Here is a 17,836-nt window from a genome sequence, read left to right on the forward strand (position 1 = left end):
TGAAAATAGTGTATAATTACACTTGTGATTTGTGTAATTTTGTTTTGAAATGACAGGAGGTCATGAAAATATGGATCCGCAGAAAATTCTTGATTACGGTGCAAAGCTCATCGTAATTTTCATGTGTATACCTATCCATGAGTACGCTCACGCATGGGCGGCAACAAAGCTTGGGGATGATACTCCACGTTATCAGGGTAGACTTTCCCTTAACCCTCTTGCACATCTTGACCCTATTGGTGCATTGTGCATATTCTTCATAGGTTTTGGTTGGGGTAAACCTGTTCAGGTAAACCCTATCAGGTTTAAGAATTACAGGAAGGGCATGGCACTTACGGCAGCCGCAGGTCCTATCTCAAATATCATAATGGGACTTATCGGAATAGTTCTTTATAAGCTTTTCTATGTGCTTTATATAGTGCATTATTCTATAGCTCTTTACTATGTGTCGCTTATATTATATTACTTTACAGCTATAAACGTGGGACTTGCAGTGTTCAACCTTATACCTATCCCGCCGCTTGACGGTCAGAAGATACTTTCTTACTTTACAAGCAGTAAGGTAGATCGCTTTATGGCGCAGTATCAGAACTATATTGCTATTGCATTTATGATACTTGTTGTAACAGGCGTTCTCGATACTCCTATAGGTTGGTTGCAAAATGGTATGTTCTGGATAATGGATAAGCTTACGTTCTGGGTTGACCCTATACTAAAAGCGATATTTTTGAAATAAAACTGTTCATGAAAGGAAAAACGTAAATGAGTGCTGCTCAGTTCAAGCTGGATATGTTTGAAGGACCGCTTGACTTGCTTCTTCACCTTATCAGCAAGCACAAACTGAATATTTACGATATTGAGATATCTTTGCTCCTTGAACAGTATATGGACTATATCAATGATCTTGACCACGAGGATTATGAGGATGCCGCTGATTTTCTTGAAATGGCGGCACGCCTTATATACATAAAGACCTGTTCGCTGCTGCCTCATGACGAGGAGTCAAAAGAGCTTAAAAAAGAGCTTGAAGGCAGGATCATCGAGTATTCTCTGTGCAAACAGGCGGCACAGACTCTCCGTGAAGTTTACGTTGGTGACCTTGTTTTTATAAGGACGGCGATAAAGCTTCCTGTAAACAAGACCTATTCTCGTGAGCATGACCCTCAGTGCCTTTATAACGCTTATATGGGCATATCAAAGAAAGCCCGTGAGAGCGTTCCGCTGAAAGCGAAGATGTTCGAGCCGATAGTTTCACATAAGATAGTATCGGTCACATCGAAGATAATCCATGTCCTTAAAAGACTATATAAGCATGGTGAATGCGATATGGGCGACCTTTATGACGGCATGACGGAGAAAAGCGAGAAAGTCGCTACTTTTCTTGCTATATTGGAGCTTACAAAGTCTGGCAGGATATTTCTCAATGACGATAACTCAAAGATTTTTTTCAACAAGGCTTCAAAGAACAAAAAAGTCGAGTCCGACTTCGATAAGCCTGTTGTTATCGAAAGCGAAACGGCAGATGCTGCTGAGCCTGAGCCTATAGAAAATATACTTGACGATGAGCCTGCAGATGAGATAGAAGAAGTTGCTGATGTTGACGCAGAGCGTGAAGAAGCTTCTCAGTCAAAGCGGTATATATCTGCAAAATCCGAGCGCATATCAGGTGAAGTCATTGCGGCGTATGCCCCTGTGAAGTCAGCTGAGGAGGTCATGGCAGAAATGGAGCAGATATCTGAAAAGATAGACAGTGTTGATGTATATACCGAGCCTGTTATGGCAAAGCCTGATGAAGCCGCTATGGAGGAAATTAAGCTCTTGGAACAGCTTGAGAATATCACCCCTGACACAGTATTCAAGCCTAATTACTGGGCAAAAAGAAGATATTATTGGGGATATTCACCTGTTGGCGATGACGGAGACAATAATTTCTGGTGCTACGGATAAAATAAGAAAAGGGATAATCTATGGAACATTCAAATATACAGGCAGCCGTCGAGGCTGTGCTTTTTGCAAGCGGAGAGCCTGTGGAGAGCGAGAAGCTATGCGAGGCAGTTGGTATCGTCAAAGATCAGCTTGATGAAGCACTTGGCTCTTTGGCGGATAAATACAGTAAGGCTGAAAGCGGAATTACGCTTTTGAGCCTTAACGGGTCATATCAGCTTGCCACAAAAGAAGAGCTTGCGACATTTATAAAGGCGGCTTTAGAGATAAAGAAAAACTCTGTTCTTAGCCCTGCGGCAATGGAGGCGCTGACAATAGTCGCATACAATCAGCCTGTAACAAAGGGCTTTGTGGAGCACGTCAGGGGAGTTGACTCCTCGGGAGTTGTAAATTCTCTTGTGGATAAGGGCTTGCTTGCTGAGGCTGGCAGGCTTGACCTGCCTGGCAGACCTATTGCATATAAGACGACAGACAATTTTCTCCGTTGTTTTAGGCTGTCAAGCCTGGACGATCTGCCGCCTATCCCTGATAAGCAGGAGCAGATAACCATTGATGAGATAACAAAAGAGAATGATACGGAAGAATAAAGTATGACCGTGAGGGGAGATGATAACGATAATTGTTTTATGGATACTGCTTGGTATTATAGCGGTTATTGTTATCCTGCTGCATTTTTCCATTACGGCACAGATAGATCTGAATAAAAAAGGCTTTGATCTTAAAGTACGGTATATGTTTTTTGACATTTATCCACGAAAGCCTAAGAAGAAAAAACAGAAAAGATCAAAAAAAGCTGAACTGCCTGAGGATAGTTTTGATGATTTTGAGGAGTTTGAGGACAATATTGAAGAAAGCTTACCTATCCCACAGACTGATGATACGCCTGATAAAACAGGAGAAGTGTCCGAGCAAATTGTTGAAGCTAAGCCTGAAAAAATAGAAAAGAATGAAGCAGATGAAAATGTCAGCGTGACTGAGATAGAGGATAAGCAGGAAGTTATCTCTGATATTGATACTGATACCAATGTTGAAGCTGGTGCAGAGGACAAACCCGAGGTAATAACTGTGAAGCATGAGAAAAAGGGCTTTGCCGGAAAGCTTTTTCATAAAAAGGATAAGGGTGAAAAGAAGCCGGTTTCCAAATCTAAAGAAAAGAAAAAAAGCAAGCTCGATGAGCTGAAAGCGCAGTATAAAAAGGTGAAGCCTTATATTCCAATGGGTTGGAAATATTTTAAAAAGCTTTTGAAAGCTATACGCTTTACAGACACAAGGATAGTTCTTGACGTTGGAAAAGAGGACGCTTACGAAGCGGCTATGCTATACGGCAAGGTGCAGGCAGGGCTTTTCAATACAATTGCAATACTTGCGGGTGTTTTTACAGTAAAGCTTAAAAAAGCTGATGTGAACTGCATTTTTGATGAAAAAAAGTTCGGATATGACGTTCATACCTTAGTCAGGGTAAGACCAAGCACTTTGATAGCAATAGGGTTTTGCACGGGCGTTAATTTTCTTAAAATATATCTTTCAGGCAGACTTAAGAAAAAGCGTGCTGCCAAGCGTCGCAATAAAGAGCTTGCGGCTAAGAAGAATGAAGTTAAAGCAACAAATTGAAATACGAAAGGTTGAGAAAAATGAGCGAAAGTACAAAGATCGAGGGTCTTGTTAAAACTGCAATGGACAAGGTCCGTGAAATGGCAGACTGCGAAACTGTTGTGGGCAAGCCTATCGTTACCGCAGATGGTACTACTATAATCCCAGTTTCAAAGATATCAGTGGGCTTTGCGTCGGGTGGCTCTGACTTGCCAACAAAAAGCACAAAGGAAACGTTCGGCGGTGGCTCAGGCGGAGGAGTAACTATCCAGCCTATCGCTTTTATCGCTGTTTACAAGGGCGAAGCAAAGCTTTTACAGCTTTCAATGAATGCGACAAAGGAAAACGCTATCATAAATATGGTACCTGAGGTAATAGATAAGATAACAGATTTTCTTGGCAAAAAGTCTGACGACGAGGACGAAGTTGTGGAATAATTTTACTGAATTTTAAAAGCACAAGTGAGCAAACTAATCCTTGAAATTGATTTTAAGGGTGTGGTTTGTTTGAAATGCGTGACGGTATTTATTTGTACGGTCATGATGATGTGTTTTTGCTGTATGAATGTCAGTGCTGACGATCTCAGTGAGATATCCGCGAAGAGTGCTATAGTTATAGACGGTGAAACAGGAGATGTGCTGTTCGAGAAAAACGCCTATGAAAGACGTCCGATGGCAAGCACTACCAAAATAATGTCTGTGCTTCTTGTGCTTGAAAGTGGTGAAGATCTTGACAAGCAGTTCGTGGTAGACAGCGAAGCTATAAAGGTCGAAGGCTCGTCCATGGGTCTTCAAGATGGTGACAAAGTCACTCTACGCGATTTATGCTGTGGCATGCTTCTTCCAAGCGGAAATGACGCTGCAAATGCTGCTGCGGTAAGAGTGGCAGGAAGTATCGGCAAGTTCGTTCAGCTTATGAACAAAAAGGCTGAACAATTGGGGCTTAATGATACTCATTTTGTAACGCCGTCTGGGCTTGATGATGATACAGATGAGCATTATTCCACTGCAGCGGATATGGCAAAGCTTGCAGCGGAAGCAATGAAAAATGAAGATTTCAGGGCTATATGCCACCTTGAAAAGGTTGAGTTGTGCTATGGAAACCCACCGTATGACCGCTGGCTAATCAACTCAAACAAGCTTTTAAAAAGCTGTGAGGGTATTGTGGGCGTAAAAACGGGGTTTACGGACAAGGCGAGAAGATGTCTGGTTTCAGCCTGTGACAGAAAGAATAAAGAGCTTATATGCGTTACCTTGAATGCTCCTGACGATTGGAATGATCACTCAAAGCTCTATGATTATTGCTTTGATTTTGTATCAAAACAAAAGCTTCCGCTGGATAAAAGCAGTTTTGGTGTTGCAGTTGTTGGCGGAGTGAGCGACAGCGTGAAATGTAAGGTAGGGCAGGCAAGTGCAGTGCTTTTGAATGGCAGGGCTTACAAAGTCAAGACAAAGATATATCTGCCAAGGTTTGTTTATGCGCCTGTGAAAAGTGGAGATAAAATAGGGCTGGCATTGTTTTACTACAATGATGTGGAAATAGCCCGAACGGATATCACGGCGGTGGAAGATGCGATGCTTGCAGAGCCTGAAAAGCCAGATATATTCCACTATTATCTAGATAAGCTGAAAAAATTGTTTGCATAACGGCTCAATATGAGCCGTACATAAATAAGGAGAAAATATGGAAAAGATTCGTATACAGAAAATAATGTCTGACAGTGGTGTTTGTTCAAGAAGAAAGGCAGAGGAGTATATCTCAGAGGGAAGAGTAAAGGTCAATGGCAGACCTTGCAAGCTTGGCGACAAGGCTTTGGCAGGCAAGGATATAATCACCCTTGATGGGGAAAAAATATATGTTGCCAAGAAAAGACAGCTTTATTATATCATGCTCCACAAGCCAAGAGGATATGTTACCACAATGAGCGATGAGCTTGATAGAAAGTGCGTAACCGAGCTTCTGACAAAAGTGCCTGAAAGAGTTTATCCTATCGGCAGACTTGACAAGAACTCAGAGGGACTGTTGCTTTTCACAAATGACGGAAATTTTGCCAATGATATCATGCACCCTTCAAGGCATGTCGCTAAGACTTATCGTGTTACAGTAAGACCTGACATAAATGATGAACAGCTTATAAAGCTTGCTTCAGGAGTTGAAATAGACGGCAAAATGACGCAGGAGTGTTCAGTTGTCGTGCTCGACAAACAGCCTGGCAGGGTTGTGCTTCAAATGACTATCCATGAGGGCAGGAACCGTCAGATAAGAAAAATGTGCGAAGCTGTGGGACTTGAAGTCGCAAGACTAAAGCGCACTGCCATCGGTCCGATTAAACTTGGTATGCTAAAACCAGGTGAGTATAGAGAGCTTAAACCTGACGAGCTAAGGGCTTTAAGAAATGCTATCACCAAGAAATAACGCTTATCGAGGGTCTCTTTTTGTCAGGAGGCCCTTTGCTATTGTGCAAAATGCTTAATAATATGCGTGTATCGATATTGATTATGCTACTAAACGTAAAATATGCGGAAATAGGTCAATTTACTCTTGTAAATTTGGCGAAAAAATAGTATAATATTAAGTGTATAAATATGATAAAATCCAGTAGTTTTGCGTTATTTTATCACAAAAATTATTTGAATGGAGGAAACTGTATGTCTGATTCAATTTCTACTCTTGCAGAGCTTAAAGCTTCGTCACAGACTCCTACTGCTGCAAGAAACAGGCTGACATATTTGTTTGACGAAGGAAAATTTACAGAGCTTGACGCTTATGCTGCTGCGGGTGACTCCCTTGCTGGAGTTATTACTGCTTTTGGCTATGTTGAGGGTAATCCTGTATATGCTTTTTCTCAGGACGTGACTGTTAAGGACGGTGCTTTGACAGAGGCACAGGCAAAGAAGATAGCAAAGGTTTATGACCTTGCTGCTAAGACAGGAGTTCCTGTTGTCGGAATATTCGATTCTTATGGTGCTGACGTAAGCGACGGTTCAAAGGCTCTCAATGCTTATGGTGAACTGCTTATGTGGACTTCTAACCTTTCAGGTGTTGTTCCTCAGATAGCTGTTGTCGCTGGCACTTGTGCAGGCTGTGCGGCAATGCTCGCTGAGTCTGCTGATTTCACTGTTATCGCAAAGGATGCTGAGCTTTATGTTGCACCAAACGCAAACATAAAGAACTCTGCTGAAAATGCTGCTGAAAACGGCACTGCTGCTGTTGTTTGTGAGGACGATAAGGCTGCTGTTGAGGCTGCTAAAAATATACTTACAAAACTTCCACAGAACAACCTTTCACCAGTACCAATGTATGAATTTGCTGATCCAACTGAGGCTGTTGGAGATGACGCTGATGGCATTGCAAAGGCTGTTTGCGATGGCGACAGTGTAACTGAGCTTAATGCTGAGTATGGCAAGGCTTCTTATACAGCACTTGCAACACTTGGCGGTGCTACAGTCGGCGTTGTTGCTACTAACAAGACAGGCGACAAGCTTACGTCTGCTGATTGCTCAAAGATCGCAAGATTTGTAAGAACTTGTGACGCTTACGCTATCCCTGTTGTAACTTTTGTTGATACTGAGGGCTTCAAAGCTGATGATGAAACAGAAGCTTACGGCGCTGTTAAGGATATGGCAAAGCTTTGCCACGCTTACGCTGAGGCTACTACTATTAAACTTGCTGTTGTTACTGGTAAGGCTTATGGTCCTGCATTTATTGCACTTGCCGGTAAGGGTTCAAATGCTGACCTTTCATTTGCACTTGATACAGCTGTTATCTCTGCACTTGCTCCTGTTACTGCTGTTGAATTCCTCCAGCATGATGAGCTGAAGGGTGCTACTGATCTTACTGCTACAAGAAACACTCTTGCTGATAAGTTTGCTAAGGAAAATGCATCTTCCGCTGTTGCTGCAAAGAACGGCTGTGTTGACGGCATAATCGCTAAGAACGAGATCAGACAGACACTTATGGACTCTATCGAGGTAATGGCTGGAAAGAGAATTTCCAGACTGCCTAAGAAACACAGCAATATTCAGTTGTGATAAACATATCAAATTAAAAAGATTGGTGGTTTTTTAAGATGAAAAGATATAATATTACAGTAAACGGAAAAGCTTATGACGTTGCAGTTGAAGAAGTCGGCGGAAGTGCCGCTGCTGCTCCTGTAGCCGCAGCCCCTGTTGCTGCCGCTCCTGCTGCTCCAGCTCCAGCCGCTGCACCTGTTGCAGATGGCACAAAGGTAACAGCTCCAATGCCTGGTACTATCCTTGACATCAAGGTAGCTGTAGGCGACACTGTTAAGTCAGGTCAGGCTATTTGCGTACTGGAAGCTATGAAAATGGAAAATGACGTTAACGCTCCTTGCGACGGTAAGGTGCTTAGCATCAATACAACTAAAGGCTCTGCTGTTGAGACTGGTGCAGTTCTTGCTGTTATCGGCTAATAACATTCCTGAAAAATAACGAAAGGATCGATTTAAAATGGCAAAGCTTAAAATAACTGAAACTGTCCTCCGTGACGCTCATCAGTCACTTCTCGCTACAAGAATGTCAATGGACGATATGCGTGAGATACTCCCTGAAATCGACAAGATCGGTTTTTATTCTGCTGAGTGTTGGGGCGGTGCTACATTTGACTCATGTATCAGATTCTTAAATGAAGATCCATGGGAAAGACTTCGTATACTTAGAAAAGAAATGCCTAACACAAAGCTCCAGATGCTTTTCAGAGGTCAGAATATGCTTGGCTACCGTCACTATGCTGATGACCTTGTTGAGTATTTTGTACAGAAGTCTATTGCAAATGGTATTGATATCATCAGAATTTTTGACGCACTGAACGATATCAGAAACCTTGAAACAGCTATCAAGGCTGCTAAGAAGGAAAATGGTCACGCTCAGGTTGCTATCTCGTACACACTTGGCGAGGTATTTACTCATGAGTATTACATGAACTATGCAAAGCAGATCGAGAATGCAGGTGCAGATTCTATCTGTATCAAGGATATGGCGGCTCTTCTGACTCCATACGAGGCTGAAACACTTGTTAAGGATCTCAAGTCAGCAGTTAAGATCCCGATCCAGTTGCATACTCACTACACATCAGGTCTTGCTTCCATGTGTATCCTTAAGGCTGTTGAGGCTGGTGTTGACGGCGTTGATACAGCAATGTCACCACTTGCTCTTGGTACATCTCATGCGCCAACTGAGTCTATCGTTGCCACATTCAAGGGCACTGAGTATGACACGGGTCTTGACCTTGTTAAGCTTAACGTGATAAGAGATTACTTCATGAAACTCAGAAAGAAGTACATCGACAACGGTTTGCTTGACCCTTCAATGCTCGCTACAAATACAAACGCACTTCTGTATCAGGTTCCTGGCGGAATGCTTTCAAACCTCCTTTCACAGCTGAAACAGGCTGGCAAGGCAGATCAGCTTGACGACGTTCTCAAGGAAGTTCCAAAGGTTCGTAAAGACGCAGGTTACCCACCACTGGTTACACCTACATCTCAGATCGTTGGTACACAGGCTGTGTTCAACGTAATCATGGGCGAGAGATACAAGACAGTTACTAAGGAGTTCAAGGGACTTGTTAAGGGCGAGTACGGTAAGACACCAGTTGCTATCGACCCTGAGTTCCAGAAGAAGATTCTTGGCGACGAAGAGCCTATCACTTGCCGTCCAGCTGATCTTCTCCAGCCAGAGTTTGAAACAATGAAGAAAGAGGCTGCTGAGTGGACAGAGCAGGAGGAAGATATCCTCACATATGCAATGTTCCCTAAGGTTGCACCTAAGTTCTTCAAGGATAGACGTGATAGAAAATACGGCGTTGACGGTAAGCACTCAGACGCTGAAAATAAGGTTCACCCAGTTTAATAACAATTATCCCACAGTTTCGGCTGTGGGATTTTTTTGTCTGTGGCTCTTGAAAAATCTGTACATTTGTGCTATAATTAATATACATTTTTTCGGGAGGACGCCAAGATGAACAAAAAGGAAATAAATGAAATTAAGAAGAATTTCAGCGATGACTGCGGCTTTTTCACCGTGAACCACGTTGTTACGGCATTTGTGGACGCTGAAAAGAACATAAAGTGCAAGACCAATCAGCTTTACAACACTATTCCGCAGGACGAGGCGGAGCTGATAATGATAAACCTGAAAAAGGTGCTCAGCGGTTCTATCGGTAAAAATCTGCTGGAATATTCGTTTCCTAAGGACGCATATCTTGAGGGTGGCGCACAGCCTTTCATGTATGAAACATTGCAAAGCAAGCTTCTTGATGAGGAAAAGGTTGATGATTTTCTCAACGCCATAGTTGAAAAGGTTGAATATGTGTCAACATATACCATTTTCATGGCACATTGTACATATTCTGTGCTGAAAAAGAACAAAATGGACGAGTTTGAGGACGAAGCTGACACAGATTACAATTTCATCATCACGGCACTTTGCCCTGTAAATCTGCGTATTGACGGGCTTGTGTATGACGAGCAGGACAACTCTATCGCTAAGAAAGAGTCATGCGACAGAATTGTTGAGCTTCCAAGCGATGGCTTTTTGTTTCCTCTTTTCAATGATCGTGCGCCTGATATCAACGGAGTGCTTTACTACACGAAAAATGCAAAAAAGCCGAACACTTCCGTTGTTGAGGAGCTTCTGGGTTGTGAGTTCTCAATGACCTGTCAGAACGAAAAGGAAACTTTCAAGGATATTCTCACAAGCGTTGTGGGCGATGAGCTTGACTATGATCTTATCACTGCTGTGAATGACAAGATTTCCACATTTGTTGACCAAAATGCTCATGAAACTGAGATACCGACAATTGACGAACATAAACTTTCGTCCATTCTGTGGGAAGCTGGAGTTAGTCAGGATAAGCTTGATAATCTTCCTAAAGTTTTTGACGCTGCGGCTGGCGGGAAGCCACTCACAGCGGTAAACCTTGTGGAGAAAAGGACCGTAGTTTCTGCTCCAAGCATAACCGTAAATATCGGCAAGGACGCAGTTGACAAGGTAAAAACTCAGATAGTCGATGGCAGAAAATGCCTTATAATCAATCTTGATGACCCTGAGATAGAGGTCAACGGACTTGAAACCACAATAAAATAAGCACAAGAAAAGGCAGCCTTGAGCTGCCTTTTCTTTATATAAGCTCGCCAAACGAGAACTTGCCGTCTTTCAGTATGAGATAGCTGTGTGCTGAATTTTCTTTCGGTATGGAAACAGAACCGGGGTTTATATAGGTGTAATCGCCACAGTCTTTAATAACAGGTACATGGGTGTGACCGTGGAGCAGAATGTCGCCCTTAGACAGCGGTGGCAGATTGTTGCAGTTGAATTTGTGACCATGTGTGGCGAATATCCTCAGTCCGTCACAGCATATATAAGCATATTCCGCCATAACAGGGAAGTCAAGCACCATTTGATCGACTTCTGTGTCACAATTACCACGCACACACAGAAGCTTGTCTTTTAGCGGATTGAGCATGGCTATCACCTGCTTTGGTGCATATTCCTCTGGAAGGTCGTTTCTTGGTCCGTGATAGAGGATATCACCCAAAAGAATTAGTTTTTCTGCGCCGTTTTGCTCAAAGGCTTCAAGCATTTTTTTGCACCAGTAAGCCGAACCATGAATGTCTGACGCTATCATAAGTTTCATATTTTACACTCCTTTATTTAATGATCTCAGATGCAAGCTTGTGCAAAGACACATACTCTGGCTTTATTTTGTTATATATATCGCAGCCTTTTTCCTTTTTGAACTCTTTTACCATTCTGATATAAAGCTGCTGTTTTGTTGTGGCGTCAATGACTGCTTCTCTTATAAGCGCCAGTTCGTCTTTGTTGCATTTGCCATCGAGTAGCTCATCAAGTTTTACGGATAGTACATCATGGTAAACAACCTTTTCAGCTTTCTGAGCCGTCATCGTTTTATCTTCATCAGCGGTGCATGTATTATCGGATTCCTGTAGTCCTTTAAGTCGCAGATATCTTGGTCTGAGAAGCTTGTAAAAATCTGTAGCCTGCTTTTTATATACCTTTGCAAGAGAGTTGTGAAGCTCCTCTTTTGTGTTAGACTCAGCTATAAGTTTGCTGATCTCTTCTATTTGCTCTTCACTGCAAATGTTTGCAAGTATGCTTTGGAGATCGTTGTTTTTTTGTGCGGTACACTTTTTTCTACCCTTTTTCACTTTGACGATAGTTTCAACAACAGGATCACTTTCTACTTCGACAATATCAGGTGCACAGGCTTCTGGTTCTTCTTCGACCTCTTCTGTATTACCATTCATATTTTCGTTTAGTGTAACAGAATAATCTATAGCCGCAGGCTCAGGGTTTGGCTCATCAGCCTCATCAAGAGTTATCTCTGACTCTGTCTGAATTTCTGCTGTTTCTTGTATTTCCTCTTCTTTTTCGACTATATGTTTAGTCGATTCTTCATCTTCATTGTTTTCGGTCGGATTAACCTTATGATTAGCAAAATTAATAGCGGTTTGTATTGTCCTAGTTCTGTAGACCATAGCATTTGGGCTGTCAACATACTTACCGTGCCAGAAATCATGAAGAAAGTCAAAACCTCTGTCATTGCTGATAACAAAAATATTCGTATAAGTATCCTTGGCTACCAGATAACCCAGAAGTGTTGAAAGCTGAAAATCCAGGGCATTTTTGCCACCAACGTTTACCTTGAAGTATTCAATATCAGCCTTTGATGTAAGAACTTTCTGGTGCATTTCAAAGTTAATGGTATCGGAATTTTCACTGTAAAAAATTATGACGGTATCAGTTTCAGTTAAATTGTCTATGCCTTGAAGTCCTTTGGATTTGACATTTTCAAAGTCTACCAAATATATTTTCATGTTGATCTATCCTTTCTTTTTGTGTCGTATAAGTGTCGTAGCAGCAATAATCACAATTAGTCCTCCTGCCGCAGTTGCTGTCATAAGTATGGCATTTTTGCCTTTTTCACCGTTCTCACTGCTGTCAGGAACGACCTCCTCATAGGTATAATTTTTTGTCCTTAACGCCTTGTCTATACAAGAAGCAATAAGTGCATGACCTTTTTTATTAGGGTGTATATCAAAGTCATTTATGTTGGTCAGTTCCTTTCCGTGACCGCTGAATTCACTAAAAACATCTGCCACTATGTATCTCTCATTTTCATTTTCGTCAGTGGAGTGTTCTTTGATAATGTTGTTAAGTTTTGAAATTTTATCCTTTGATATACTCTGGAAAACAGCAGCCGCAGTGAAATTATCAAGCGGGTCATATAGTGTCTGAACGATTATTTCACCCTTACTTTTGGCTTCAACAGCGTTAATTATATCATCTAGAGTGCTCGTAAAATTTTTCAGCGCCTTATCCATATCATCAGACATATCCTTCATATCCATTGCAATGCCAATAATATCCTTGGTTTTATCCATCAAATCAGACAATGTGCTTTTAGAAGTAATGCCCAGATCGTTCATCAAAAAATCTATGAAAAGACCAAGAATGTCATTGCCACCTATGGATATAATAACAGCGTCGCTGTCTGCAAGGTCAGCGTCAAATTCGCCTGAATTAATGCGGTCAAGAAGCTGTTGTGAAGTGTCGCCCACAACAGCAGAGTTCACAAGCTTACAGCCGCCAGCGTCTTTAAGCTCAGCGTCATATTGGTCATGAAGAAGATTTGCATAAGATGCACAGGAATATCTGTCCTTACTGTAACCCTCAAGACCGTAACCTGCTGCAATAGAGTCGCCAAGCACAAGCATCTTAGGTGGAACGCTGACTTCATGCTCTATTACCTCAGCAGAGCAGGCAAGAGGCGCAGCACACATCATTACAGTTGCAGTGAGAAATGCCGTCAATCGTTTGAACATCTTATCATCTCCTATATGAATATATTGACTTGGTTATATAATATATTGTACCACATTCAGGACGAGAGTACAACATATTTTTTGAAATTTCTTGACTTTTTTCGTATGTTGTGATAATATATAATAGAAGAATATGAAATCAGTTTGGAAAGCGAGATTTATTATGACTGACTATTATTACCCTGTCCTCAGCGATGAAACGAGCCTGCCTTTGTATGTGCTTGGAATCGGTGCGAGAGATAGAGAATTTCATTTTGTAAGAGAAGATGGCTATCCTAATCATCAGATAATATACTGCACTCGTGGTCAGGGTCACGTTATATTTGATGGTCATGAGTATGATATAAAGCCGGGGGATGCATTTTATCTGCCGCCTTCTGTGCCGCATGAGTATTATCCTGTTGGTGATATATGGGAAACCCACTGGATAACCTTTGAGGGCAGGGAGGCAATTGAAATTCTCAAGCATATCAAGCTTGAGAAAGCTAAAGTGTTTCACATAAATGATATCAATGCTGTTGATGCCATATTTAAGAAGATACTTTATCTTATGAAGACTAATTACTACTACTGTGGTCACCAGTGTTCGGCATATCTATATCAGTTTCTTATTGAGCTACACAGAGTCGTAAACCTACAAAATGGTAGTCAGGACGGACAAAAACTCAATCAGCTGCAGCCTGTAATTGATTATATTGATAAGAATTTCAGAAAAGAACTTACACTTGTGGAGCTTGCTGATCTTATTGACCTTTCACCGCAGTATCTTTGCAGACTTTTCAAGGAGTGTCTTAGTCTAAGACCTTTTGAGTATCTAGCAAGAAAGCGCATACAGCAGGCAAAGCTGCTTTTATTGGAGGATAAGCTTAACATCAATGAAATCGCTGCGGAGGTAGGTTATAACGATTGCAGTTATTTTTGTGCGGTGTTCAAAAAGCATGAAATGCTTTCCCCTGCGGAGTTCCGCTCACTTCATAAAAAAGCTGGCAGCTAAAATATAAGACCCACGGGAAAAACCTGTGGGTCTGTTTTTTATAATATCGTTCCGCCTCCGATAACGTATTCACCGTCATAGAAAACCACTGCCTGTCCCTTTGAGATAGCTTTATGAGGTTCTTTAAAAGTCACGAGTACCTTGCCATCATTCATTGGTGAAACTGTACATTCAGCGTCCTTTTGATGATAACGTGTCTGAGCAGTGCAGGTTATAGGCTCTGTGAGGGTGTCAAACGGAATAAAGTTCACATCTCCTGCCACAAGGCTGTCACTGTATACTTCATCAGCCTTGCCCATAATAAGCCTGTTATGCTCCATATCTTTTGTAACAACGAAAAGCGGTTCGCTATATGAAATGCCTACGCCCTTTCGTTGTCCAATAGTATAGTGTATCAGACCTTTGTGTTTGCCAAGCTTTGTGCCGTCAGAAAGAACGATATCTCCCGACTGCTGTTCACCGCAGCGTTTTGTGATAAAGCCTGCGTAATCACCGTCAGGGATAAAGCAAATGTCCTGAGAGTCAGGCTTGTTTGCATTTATAAGCTTGTTTTCTTCTGCGATATCACGGATCTTGTCCTTGTGCATCTCGCCAACGGGGAAGAGAGTGTGAGCAAGCTGTTCCTGCGTCATACTGTAAAGCACATAACTTTGATCCTTTGACCTGTCAGGTGAGCGTTTCAGAAGCCACCTGCCTGACTTTTCGTCAAACTCTCTGGTAGCGTAATGCCCTGTAGCTATATGGTCAAAGCCCAGCAGCTTTGCACGCTCATAGAATTTTGCGAATTTCAGATGTTTGTTGCATTCGATACACGGATTAGGCGTGCCGCCTGCCAGATATGTATCAACAAAATTGTCGATAACATAGTGCTTAAAATCATCAGAAAAATTGAATACATGGAAATCAATGCCTAGTTTAAAAGCAACAAAACGTGCGTCCTCTACATCATTGAGAGAACAGCACGTTCTTGTTTTATCCAGACCGATGTCCTCATTGCTGTAGAGCCGCATGGTAGCCCCTGCCACGTCATAACCCTCATCAAGAAGGAGCTTGACCGAAACAGAGCTGTCAACACCGCCGCTCATTGCCACAAGAACTTTATCAGCCATTGCAGTTCTCACAATCAGGAGCAGACTGCTTACCTACGAACGGAGTTGGATCGATACCCTGTCTTTTATAGTAGTCAGAAACAGCGGCTTTCATTGCTTCCTCCGCAAGAACAGAGCAGTGAAGCTTTGCTGGTGGAAGACCGTCAAGAGCTTCAACAACTGCCTTGTTTGTAAGTTTCAAAGCGTCTTCAAGTTTTTTACCCTTTATCATTTCTGTAGCGATAGAAGATGTAGCAACAGCCGCACCGCAACCAAAAGTCTTGAACTTAACGTCAGTTATAACGCCGTCATTGACCTTGATGTACATTTTCATTATATCTCCGCACTTGGCGTTTCCTACCTCGCCGACACCGTCAGCATCTTCAATCTCGCCGACATTTCTCGGATGCGCGAAATGATCCATTACCTTTTCGCTGTATATCATTTTTTATTCCTCCTAATCAAGTGTATAGTCGTGAATATTCTCAGTTCTGCAAATTCTTTCCCAAAGTGGTGACATACTTCTCAGGTGCTTTACGATAGGTGGAAGAACCTCAAGAATATAATCAACATCTTCCTCTGTGTTCTCGTCATTGATAGAAAGTCTGAGCGAGCCATGTGCTACTTCGTGTGGCAGACCAAGTGAAAGCAGAACGTGTGACGGGTCAAGTGATCCGCTTGTGCAAGCTGAGCCTGATGAAGCTGCAACGCCTTGAAGATCAAGTGAAAGAAGCAGGCTCTCGCCCTCTACTCCACGAACAGATATGTTTACATTTCCTGCAAGTCTGTGTTCTGTGTCACCATTGAGCCTTGACTCAGGTATCTTGAGCAGACCCTTGATAAGTCTATCTCTCATTTTTCTTACACGCTCGTTCTTTGCAGGGATATCCTTTACAGCATCAGTGATAGCAACGCCGAGAGCCACGATAGAAGGTACGTTCTCGGTACCTGCACGCTTATTTCTCTCCTGCGCTCCACCGTAGATAAGGTTAGGAAGGTTAATACCTGTTTTTACATAAAGCGCGCCAACGCCCTTTGGAGCGTGGAGCTTATGTCCTGAAAGTGAGAGCATATCAATGTTCATATCTTTAACATTGATGTCAATATTTCCTACAGCCTGAACAGCGTCAGTATGGAACCATACGCCATGCTTGTGGCAAACTTCGCCGATCTCAGCGATAGGCTGTATAGTACCGATCTCGTTGTTAGCTGTCATTATTGTAACGAGGCAGGTATCATCACGGATAGCGTCCTCGACCTGTTGTGCAGTAACAAGACCCTTGTCACCTACAGGAAGATATGTTACCTCAAAGCCAAGCTTTTCGAGATACTGACAAGTGTGCAGAACTGCATGATGTTCAAAAGCAGTTGTGATGATATGCTTCTTGCCTTTTTTTTCTCCAAGCTGTGCACAGCCTCTTATAGCCCAGTTGTCAGACTCAGAGCCACCAGCAGTGAAATAGATCTCGTTGACCTTCGCACCAAGAGCGTTTGCGACCTGTTCTCTTGCTTTAAGAACGGCTTTTGCACATTCCATTCCCAAAGAATATATACTTGACGGATTTCCGTATAGCTCAGTGAAATAAGGCAGAGCGGCGTCAAGAGCTTTCTGAGATACTCTAGTCGTAGCTGAGTTATCTGCATAGACAAATCTCTTTTCCAATTAAATCATACCTTTCATATATAGATTTCTATTTTATTATATACTAAATTACTACAAAATGCAATAGTTTTCCCTAACTTAATAAAAAATTAATATTTATTTAATTCTATTTATACTGTTTAGAGCCCATTACTGCAAGTTCGTCACAACGTTCGTTTTCCGGATGTCCTGCATGACCTTTTACCCAGTTGAAATTGACCTTATGCACCTCCAGCAGATCAAGAAGCTTTTCCCACAGATCACTGTTTAGAGCTTTTTTCTTGTCCGATTTCACCCAGTTATTTGCACGCCATTTTTTTGCCCAGCCTTTTGTAACAGCGTCGATTATATACTTCGAGTCGCTGTATAGCTCTACCTCACATGGCTCTTTCAGTGCTGAAAGAGCAGTGATAACAGCGGTTAGCTCCATGCGGTTATTGGTTGTAGAGGGATCACCGCCCCAAAGTTCTTTTGAATTGCCTTTATATCTTAGTATAACACCATATCCACCCGGTCCAGGATTTCCAGAGCAAGCACCGTCAGTGAAAATTTCTATTTTCTTCATTTATTTATCTCCGTTTTTGTGATGATTATTATGCAAAACATATTATACTACATTTCTCTCTTTTTTTCAAGTACCTCTCAAGGTTTAATATTTTAATATTTTGTAGTGCTACAATAGATATTGGACAAAATTAAGAAAAAAGAAAAGAGAG

General features: G+C 42.0%; 19 protein-coding genes. 12 read left to right on the plus strand and 7 right to left on the minus strand.

Annotation, left to right across the window (positions count from 1 at the left end):
- Positions 1–70 precede the first annotated feature (70 nt).
- From DWW81_RS08800 to DWW81_RS08850, 11 genes are all read left to right on the plus strand, one after another.
- Positions 71–736, plus strand: coding sequence for a site-2 protease family protein (locus DWW81_RS08800; protein ID WP_038671741.1), 666 nt, complete (start codon positions 71–73; stop codon positions 734–736).
- A gap of 26 nt (positions 737–762) precedes the next feature.
- Positions 763–1,947, plus strand: a complete 1,185-nt coding sequence (locus DWW81_RS08805; RefSeq protein WP_117897426.1) for a segregation/condensation protein A — start codon at positions 763–765, stop codon at positions 1,945–1,947.
- Between the two features lie 20 nt (positions 1,948–1,967).
- On the plus strand, positions 1,968–2,531 hold the full coding sequence (gene scpB, locus DWW81_RS08810; RefSeq protein WP_117876106.1) for an SMC-Scp complex subunit ScpB: 564 nt from the start codon (positions 1,968–1,970) through the stop codon (positions 2,529–2,531).
- Positions 2,532–2,550: 19 nt separating this feature from the next.
- Positions 2,551–3,555 (plus strand): hypothetical protein, encoded by a 1,005-nt coding sequence (locus DWW81_RS08815; protein ID WP_117897425.1) that lies wholly within the window; start codon positions 2,551–2,553, stop codon positions 3,553–3,555.
- A 20-nt stretch (positions 3,556–3,575) separates the two neighbouring features.
- Complete coding sequence (gene ytfJ, locus DWW81_RS08820) at positions 3,576–3,971, plus strand: GerW family sporulation protein (protein ID WP_117897424.1); 396 nt, start codon at positions 3,576–3,578, stop codon at positions 3,969–3,971.
- Positions 3,972–3,995: 24 nt separating this feature from the next.
- Positions 3,996–5,180 (plus strand): D-alanyl-D-alanine carboxypeptidase family protein, encoded by a 1,185-nt coding sequence (locus tag DWW81_RS08825; protein WP_243004732.1) that lies wholly within the window; start codon positions 3,996–3,998, stop codon positions 5,178–5,180.
- A 37-nt stretch (positions 5,181–5,217) separates the two neighbouring features.
- A complete protein-coding gene (locus tag DWW81_RS08830) occupies positions 5,218–5,949 on the plus strand; it encodes a pseudouridine synthase (protein ID WP_117897423.1) in 732 nt (243 codons plus the stop codon).
- Between the two features lie 233 nt (positions 5,950–6,182).
- Positions 6,183–7,565, plus strand: a complete 1,383-nt coding sequence (locus DWW81_RS08835; protein WP_117897422.1) for a carboxyl transferase domain-containing protein — start codon at positions 6,183–6,185, stop codon at positions 7,563–7,565.
- Positions 7,566–7,603: 38 nt separating this feature from the next.
- Positions 7,604–7,966: a biotin/lipoyl-containing protein gene (locus DWW81_RS08840; protein WP_117897421.1), complete on the plus strand. Its 363-nt coding sequence runs from the start codon at positions 7,604–7,606 to the stop codon at positions 7,964–7,966.
- Between the two features lie 37 nt (positions 7,967–8,003).
- Positions 8,004–9,401 carry an oxaloacetate decarboxylase subunit alpha gene (locus DWW81_RS08845; protein WP_022288411.1) on the plus strand — a complete coding sequence of 466 codons (1,398 nt, stop codon included), beginning with the start codon at positions 8,004–8,006 and terminating at the stop codon, positions 9,399–9,401.
- Between the two features lie 108 nt (positions 9,402–9,509).
- Positions 9,510–10,637, plus strand: a complete 1,128-nt coding sequence (locus DWW81_RS08850) for a DUF4317 domain-containing protein (RefSeq protein WP_117897420.1) — start codon at positions 9,510–9,512, stop codon at positions 10,635–10,637.
- Between the two features lie 34 nt (positions 10,638–10,671).
- Here DWW81_RS08850 and yfcE read toward each other — a convergent pair whose 3' ends face one another.
- From yfcE to DWW81_RS08865, 3 genes are read right to left on the minus strand one after another with little or no spacing between them, the layout of a single operon-like run.
- On the minus strand, positions 10,672–11,187 hold the full coding sequence (yfcE, locus tag DWW81_RS08855) for a phosphodiesterase (protein WP_117897419.1): 516 nt from the start codon (positions 11,185–11,187) through the stop codon (positions 10,672–10,674).
- Positions 11,188–11,200: 13 nt separating this feature from the next.
- Positions 11,201–12,388: a PIN domain-containing protein gene (locus tag DWW81_RS08860; protein WP_117897418.1), complete on the minus strand. Its 1,188-nt coding sequence runs from the start codon at positions 12,386–12,388 to the stop codon at positions 11,201–11,203.
- 6 nt (positions 12,389–12,394) lie between these two features.
- A complete protein-coding gene (locus DWW81_RS08865) occupies positions 12,395–13,396 on the minus strand; it encodes an SGNH/GDSL hydrolase family protein (protein WP_117897417.1) in 1,002 nt (333 codons plus the stop codon).
- Positions 13,397–13,529: 133 nt separating this feature from the next.
- On the opposite strand from DWW81_RS08865, the gene DWW81_RS08870 reads away from it, so the two are divergent.
- Positions 13,530–14,390, plus strand: coding sequence for an AraC family ligand binding domain-containing protein (locus DWW81_RS08870; protein WP_243004733.1), 861 nt, complete (start codon positions 13,530–13,532; stop codon positions 14,388–14,390).
- A gap of 38 nt (positions 14,391–14,428) precedes the next feature.
- On the opposite strand, the gene mnmA is transcribed toward DWW81_RS08870, so the two are convergent.
- The 4 genes from mnmA to rnhA all read right to left on the minus strand — a co-directional run bounded on the left by mnmA (position 14,429) and on the right by rnhA (position 17,685).
- Positions 14,429–15,499, minus strand: a complete 1,071-nt coding sequence (gene mnmA, locus DWW81_RS08875; RefSeq protein ID WP_117897415.1) for a tRNA 2-thiouridine(34) synthase MnmA — start codon at positions 15,497–15,499, stop codon at positions 14,429–14,431.
- The gene (nifU, locus tag DWW81_RS08880; RefSeq protein ID WP_022288418.1) at positions 15,492–15,923 is read right to left on the minus strand and encodes a Fe-S cluster assembly scaffold protein NifU; all 432 of its coding nucleotides are present in this window, start codon (positions 15,921–15,923) and stop codon (positions 15,492–15,494) included. The genes mnmA and nifU overlap by 8 nt, the downstream gene beginning before the upstream one ends.
- A gap of 12 nt (positions 15,924–15,935) precedes the next feature.
- Positions 15,936–17,141: a cysteine desulfurase NifS gene (nifS, locus tag DWW81_RS08885; protein WP_117897414.1), complete on the minus strand. Its 1,206-nt coding sequence runs from the start codon at positions 17,139–17,141 to the stop codon at positions 15,936–15,938.
- Between the two features lie 106 nt (positions 17,142–17,247).
- Positions 17,248–17,685 (minus strand): ribonuclease HI, encoded by a 438-nt coding sequence (rnhA, locus tag DWW81_RS08890; protein ID WP_022288420.1) that lies wholly within the window; start codon positions 17,683–17,685, stop codon positions 17,248–17,250.
- Positions 17,686–17,836 lie beyond the last annotated feature (151 nt).

Source organism: Ruminococcus sp. AF17-1AC, from assembly GCF_003461385.1.
Lineage (GTDB): Bacteria > Bacillota > Clostridia > Oscillospirales > Ruminococcaceae > Hominimerdicola > Hominimerdicola aceti.

Bases quoted from the DNA above. Each gene is read 5' to 3' on its own strand.
- DWW81_RS08800 (WP_038671741.1), top strand. From the start codon at position 71: ATGGATCCGCAGAAAATTCTTGATTACGGTGCAAAGCTCATCGTAATT.
- DWW81_RS08840 (WP_117897421.1), top strand. From the start codon at position 7,604: ATGAAAAGATATAATATTACAGTAAACGGAAAAGCTTATGACGTTGCA.
- scpB (WP_117876106.1), top strand. From the start codon at position 1,968: ATGGAACATTCAAATATACAGGCAGCCGTCGAGGCTGTGCTTTTTGCA.
- yfcE (WP_117897419.1), bottom strand. From the start codon at position 11,187: ATGAAACTTATGATAGCGTCAGACATTCATGGTTCGGCTTACTGGTGC.
- DWW81_RS08870 (WP_243004733.1), top strand. From the start codon at position 13,530: ATGAAATCAGTTTGGAAAGCGAGATTTATTATGACTGACTATTATTAC.
- DWW81_RS08835 (WP_117897422.1), top strand. From the start codon at position 6,183: ATGTCTGATTCAATTTCTACTCTTGCAGAGCTTAAAGCTTCGTCACAG.
- DWW81_RS08865 (WP_117897417.1), bottom strand. From the start codon at position 13,396: ATGTTCAAACGATTGACGGCATTTCTCACTGCAACTGTAATGATGTGT.
- ytfJ (WP_117897424.1), top strand. From the start codon at position 3,576: ATGAGCGAAAGTACAAAGATCGAGGGTCTTGTTAAAACTGCAATGGAC.
- DWW81_RS08815 (WP_117897425.1), top strand. From the start codon at position 2,551: ATGATAACGATAATTGTTTTATGGATACTGCTTGGTATTATAGCGGTT.
- DWW81_RS08850 (WP_117897420.1), top strand. From the start codon at position 9,510: ATGAACAAAAAGGAAATAAATGAAATTAAGAAGAATTTCAGCGATGAC.
- DWW81_RS08830 (WP_117897423.1), top strand. From the start codon at position 5,218: ATGGAAAAGATTCGTATACAGAAAATAATGTCTGACAGTGGTGTTTGT.
- nifU (WP_022288418.1), bottom strand. From the start codon at position 15,923: ATGATATACAGCGAAAAGGTAATGGATCATTTCGCGCATCCGAGAAAT.
- DWW81_RS08845 (WP_022288411.1), top strand. From the start codon at position 8,004: ATGGCAAAGCTTAAAATAACTGAAACTGTCCTCCGTGACGCTCATCAG.
- mnmA (WP_117897415.1), bottom strand. From the start codon at position 15,499: ATGGCTGATAAAGTTCTTGTGGCAATGAGCGGCGGTGTTGACAGCTCT.
- rnhA (WP_022288420.1), bottom strand. From the start codon at position 17,685: ATGAAGAAAATAGAAATTTTCACTGACGGTGCTTGCTCTGGAAATCCT.
- DWW81_RS08805 (WP_117897426.1), top strand. From the start codon at position 763: ATGAGTGCTGCTCAGTTCAAGCTGGATATGTTTGAAGGACCGCTTGAC.
- DWW81_RS08860 (WP_117897418.1), bottom strand. From the start codon at position 12,388: ATGAAAATATATTTGGTAGACTTTGAAAATGTCAAATCCAAAGGACTT.